The organism is Bacteroidales bacterium, from assembly GCA_018334875.1.
Taxonomy (GTDB): Bacteria; Bacteroidota; Bacteroidia; order Bacteroidales; family UBA12077; genus JAGXLC01.
The window spans coordinates 1-5,012 of the sequence record JAGXLC010000298.1 but is presented as its reverse complement, the minus strand read 5'-3'; the positions used below and the strand labels follow the sequence as shown (position 1 = coordinate 5,012).

The following is a 5,012-nucleotide window of genomic DNA, read 5'->3' as shown; positions in this document are numbered from 1 at the left end:
TTATCATCCAAAAATATTATATTCATCAATTATAGGCAAACTAAAATACTCCAGGACTGAACCCGGAGAATGCATCTTTACGTCAGCATTAGCTATAAACTTAATTCCCCTGGGATTTTTAGTGATCCACCTGAGGGTTTGCAAAGCCAATCGGCCCATGTAAGTGACGTCGCCTATAAAATCACTTATTATCACCTTTCTGTGATTGTAAACAGTGATTTTAAGGTTTGCCTCTGAATTTTTGGCCACTATCGAATATATATCCGGATAATACATCTTCAATTCCTTACAGTGGCTGTATTCCATGCATTCCACGTTGTCAACGTCAAATTCAAACCACTGGCCCCCGTGCCGGACATACACTTTCCCCCATTGTTTCTTTCCGTTGGAGCCATGCACGATTGAGTAGGTCAGGTCAGCTTTGGGGGCATGCAACCTTCCCCAATACAGGGACTCAACCGGGATTGCAAAAGGAAGAAATGTAGAGTGAACATAGTCCGAATAGCCCGTTTCATTTTCAAAATGATGGATGAAATCCCCTCCCGCCTCAACAGAGCCATTAACCCAGGCCCTGGGAAATATCGGCTTCCATGACAGAAAAGCTTTTCTCCTGCCATGAATACTCATTTCACTTTGCTGAGAAAAGCTGGAATACGGCAGATTGTAAGTCAAGTCTATACTAAAATCCCTGTTGGTCAGGGAAAGTTTGATCGTATCAGGAGAAAAATCAATTCTTCCCTCACGGGCTAAAATTCTATCCGAACCATATTCCAGAAGATCCATCTTTGTCCCGTAGTTAAAAATTTTCTTATATGCTCCGGAATCCTGTTCATTCGATCCGTGCATCTGTAAATATAGTTTTGTGGTTCCTATAACATCAATCTTTGAAATAAACATGATGAAATAGGCATGGGCGGATGTGTAGACATCAAAAAACCACTTTTCGTATTCAAACAGTTTCATCCCGTGTGTTTTGATATGCGCATATTTATCCAGAAAAGCAGAAAAGAAAGAAGCATAAATAGCAATCCATACGCCAGACTACCCAGCGTGGCTATCCTGATGGAATAATCTGTAAAGGCTGAGGCAATGGCAACCTGGGAAGGGAAGAAAGCAGGCAGATACTCGATGATCAGTTGATTCTGTGCATCTGCGTAATATATCGGGTTCTGCAGCCAGCCCACATCGATGTTGGCCAGTAAAACGATAAAGAGGATGCCTTCCAGCTCTCTCTTTAGCACAGATCCTACAAGCATTCCATAACTCCCGTAAACAAAGCCGCAAAGAATATAACCAAGGGTCATTCCGGGGAAATGACCTGGATCCATTAGTATGATTCCCATCAGACCAATGAAGATGGCTACCAGGGATATCAGGCAAACGGTAATGATGAATTTTGCAGCGATCAGTTCCTGTGTTTTGAATCCTGCCAGGATGAGCCGTTTATTTTCATCGTTATTCCGTTGCATCAGACTGAGAGCAAGAAAGGAGGCAATCAACCCGGCTGCGGCAAGACCAATAAATACCAGTCCGAGATCCTGCTGGCTGACACTGATCACAGGTTCTTCCTCCACCGAGGCGAGCCTGAATGCAGTGGGGCTGTCCGGGTTGGTTACCCATGCTATCAGGTAGAAAAATCCCGGTACGAAGAACAGCAAAAACAGAAGGAAGCGGTTTCTTACCAGATCTATCAATGTCAGACGAATTGCCGTGTAAAGAAAGTTTAGTCGCATACCAGTTTCCCTTTATCGATCTTCCATATGGCGTCAATTTTATCCTGATCATATAGCAAATGGGATACGATTACAATGATCTTACCTTTTTTTCTGAGATCAAGCGCATAATCCCAGAAGTTGAGATAGGTTTCCCAGTCAAAGGCGGAGTAGGGTTCATCCAGCAGTATGATGTCAGGATCGTGCAACAAAGCAAGAACCAGGTTTAATTTCTGCAGCGTGCCTCCGCTCATTTTCTTACATACAACACCGCGATTGTCCGGCATTCGGAAGGTAGTTGCGATATAGCCGATATGAGCATTCCCATACTTGCCTTCGGATGTCAATTTCATTCCGTAAGCACGGGAAAAAAACTGAATATTCTCCCTTATGGTCAGGTTCCTGAAAACCCAGGGTTCCTGTGGGCAGAATCCCTTCTTCCCCGAGCAGAAAACACTGCCCTTATCAGGAAACATATAACCTGCCAGTATCTTCATCATCGTGGTCTTGCCGGACCCGTTTTCTCCCACAATACCATAGATGCCTCCCTCCTCCAGATTAAGGTCAGCATCAGCCAGCACCTTATTCTTCCCATAGGATTTTTCTATTCTGAGGGCTTTGATATATGGATGACTATTCATTTGCTGTGGACTTTTCAGAAAAAGCAGGGAGTTTTTGGAATTACCCGTTCTCTGTCGAACGGTTCAGAATAAGGACCCAGGCAACGAAAGTCGGCCGAGAGATACCCACCGGGATGCAGGTTGTTGGATGCCCGGCACCCTCCTCCGCACACGGATGCATAGGTGCAGGAATAACACGAATCAGGTAAACTTTTAAAATCCCTGAGATACTTGTTACTGTACCTTGTGGCATAGATTTTCCAGATATCTTCGTGGTAGATGTTACCCAACGGAATATCAGAAATAAAGGGGCAAGGCTGAACCGAACCATCGGCCTTGACCGTTAGAACAAAATTACCACCGGAACAGGCGTTTCCGGTGAGCATATAGAAATTCCGCACAAATTCCGCATGAACCGGATGCCTGGATAATATCCAGTTTTTTATGCGATACCATTCTTCACGGTTAATGATCAGCGGATCATCTTTATGTTGTGGAATATACTGATAAAATAAAGGTTGTACCATAAGTTCCTTTTCAGCAAAACGGTGTATGGCAGGTATATCTTTTCTGTTTCTCTGATGTACGGCTGTGAAAGTGTAGGTTTTAATACCGGCATCCCTCAGGTTTTTAATTCCCTCAACCGTCTCATCCCAGGAACCATCCACACCCGTAAAATCGTCTTGTATGTCAGCCTGGTGGGAGATTAAAGTAACTATAGCCGCATCAAGGCCTGCCTGTTTCAAATCATGGCTTACTTCTTTCGTGGCATAGGTGCCGTTGGTGTAGACCGAAATGAATGGTACCTTCCCGTTTGTTTTGGCGAAATGTACAATCTTTGAAAGGTCCTGCCTCAGAAATGGTTCACCACCCAATATTTCAAGCCGGGTACCGGTTCTCCTGATTTGCCTTATTATTTGCTCAATGATATCGTAACTGAGTTCAGCATCACTTTTTTCCACATAACACATTTTGCAATTCAAGTTGCACCGGGTGTTGATCTCTACCTTTAACGAATAAAGATAGCTGCCAATCAAAGACCTGGCAAGCCTTGAGAACATAGCCGCGCTGATGGTGTTTGCTGTCAGGGATCCGAAGAATCTCAGCAGAACATATTGAATTCCCGTCATGAAACGCGTTTTCAATCGCGGGCTGATGTTGATCAGACCGTTGTGAAGTATGGGCGGGCCAAAGAATGCACTTCTTCTCATAAAAACCTTTGGTTAACGGTTAATGATCTCCTTGTTGTATCGTTCTTGCAGCAACAGGACCAGAAGATCCTGCCATAAAAGCGCACAATTCGTGTCAAAGATTATTTGATTCACACAGTTCAACCGACGCTGATAAATCTGAAACTTATCATTTCCTTCAATGGTTGCTCCATCGATTTCTTCCAGGGGAATGGAAGTGTCTCCTTCCCTGTTGTGAAGGAGAACTCGCTTTTGTGTCAGAAACACTTCATCAACTGATCGGAGGATAAATTGTACTCCCTGTTCCTCATAAAATTTACCATACGATCGATAATACACAACTTCAGAATTTATCATGGTTGCCGGTCTGGATATACCGGTATATTCCTTTTTCAGCAACTCAAGGTCGGATAAGGTGATTTGAATATCTGAGTAAACATCTCGGATCAAATAGGTTTCTGCCGGTGAGCCATTGCCGGTTTGCAGCCTAAGATCGGCCGTTATTTTGAGTGTGTATTGGCAGACAACACATTTCATAAAAGAAGGAGATACTTCCTTTAATGTCTCAAATCTTCGGCAGGAGGGACATCTATAAAGTACCACAGACAATTTACCCGTTCGCTCCTTTTTCCTCCTGATGATCCGATCTTCAGTTTCAGGCCTGACATGAATGCTGTCGACCAGAGTTTGTTCAGTAATATTCATGGGTGTATCCGGTTCAAACCGTATTGCCGGCTTGATTTCAATTCTGATATCGGCTCTGAATATTGAGTTTGACCAACGCGGCCAGGCATGATAATTACCGGTTATTTTTACCGGAACGACTGGAAAATGAGAGAAGTGCAGAAATAACCGAATGCATTCGGTTTTCAAAGTGCGCAGATTGCCTGTCCAGCTTCTGCCGCCTTCGGGGAAAATGCCTACCGGGTAACCGTCTGTAAGGGCCTTTGTCAACATCTTATTGCTATACAGATCGGTTTTATACCGTTTTTTGGGAATGGCACCCAGTTTGGTTACGATGGACCTGATGAGTTTTTTTCTGAACATATCGTACGTACATATAAATTTAATCTGATGAGGGAAGGCACATCCAATGAAAAACGGGTCGAGATAATTCCGGTGAGCTGCTACCACAAAGTATGGGGTTTCAAGAGGTATATACTCCCTCCCACGAATTTCAAAATGGAACAAGTGCCTGAACAGAAGCACCACCGGGATACGTAATACAAACCAAAACCTGGGAACTACGATTGGAACCCGCTTCCGGTAAGCAATGTACTTATTGCCGAATTTTCTGACCAGATAGGTCTCTTCAACATATATATAAATTGTCAGAGCAATGATAAAAACCGGCATGACGATTGAAATGAAACCAAAGGAACCCGAAGCCATCGACAATCCAAGCAATGCAATGAACGCAAACAGGTAGATCGGATGTCTCCAGACCGCATACATACCCTTTTCTATAAGTCTGTTTACCGGTAGTGCAG

Annotated in this window: 5 protein-coding genes; all 5 read right to left on the bottom strand. The window is 43.8% G+C overall.

The window, feature by feature from the left end:
- Window positions 1-3 precede the first annotated feature (3 nt).
- A complete protein-coding gene (locus KGY70_16805; protein ID MBS3776860.1) occupies window positions 4-963 on the bottom strand; it encodes a hypothetical protein in 960 nt (319 codons plus the stop codon).
- A complete protein-coding gene (locus KGY70_16800; GenBank protein MBS3776859.1) occupies window positions 960-1,733 on the bottom strand; it encodes a hypothetical protein in 774 nt (257 codons plus the stop codon). Before KGY70_16800 ends, KGY70_16805 begins: the two co-directional genes overlap by 4 nt.
- A complete protein-coding gene (locus tag KGY70_16795) occupies window positions 1,724-2,353 on the bottom strand; it encodes an ABC transporter ATP-binding protein (GenBank protein MBS3776858.1) in 630 nt (209 codons plus the stop codon). The genes KGY70_16800 and KGY70_16795 overlap by 10 nt, the downstream gene beginning before the upstream one ends.
- Before the next feature lie 14 nt (window positions 2,354-2,367).
- The gene (locus KGY70_16790; protein ID MBS3776857.1) at window positions 2,368-3,543 is read right to left on the bottom strand and encodes a radical SAM protein; all 1,176 of its coding nucleotides are present in this window, start codon (window positions 3,541-3,543) and stop codon (window positions 2,368-2,370) included.
- Between the two features lie 12 nt (window positions 3,544-3,555).
- The coding region (locus KGY70_16785) for a 1-acyl-sn-glycerol-3-phosphate acyltransferase (protein ID MBS3776856.1) at window positions 3,556-5,012 on the bottom strand (1,457 nt) is incomplete at its 5' end.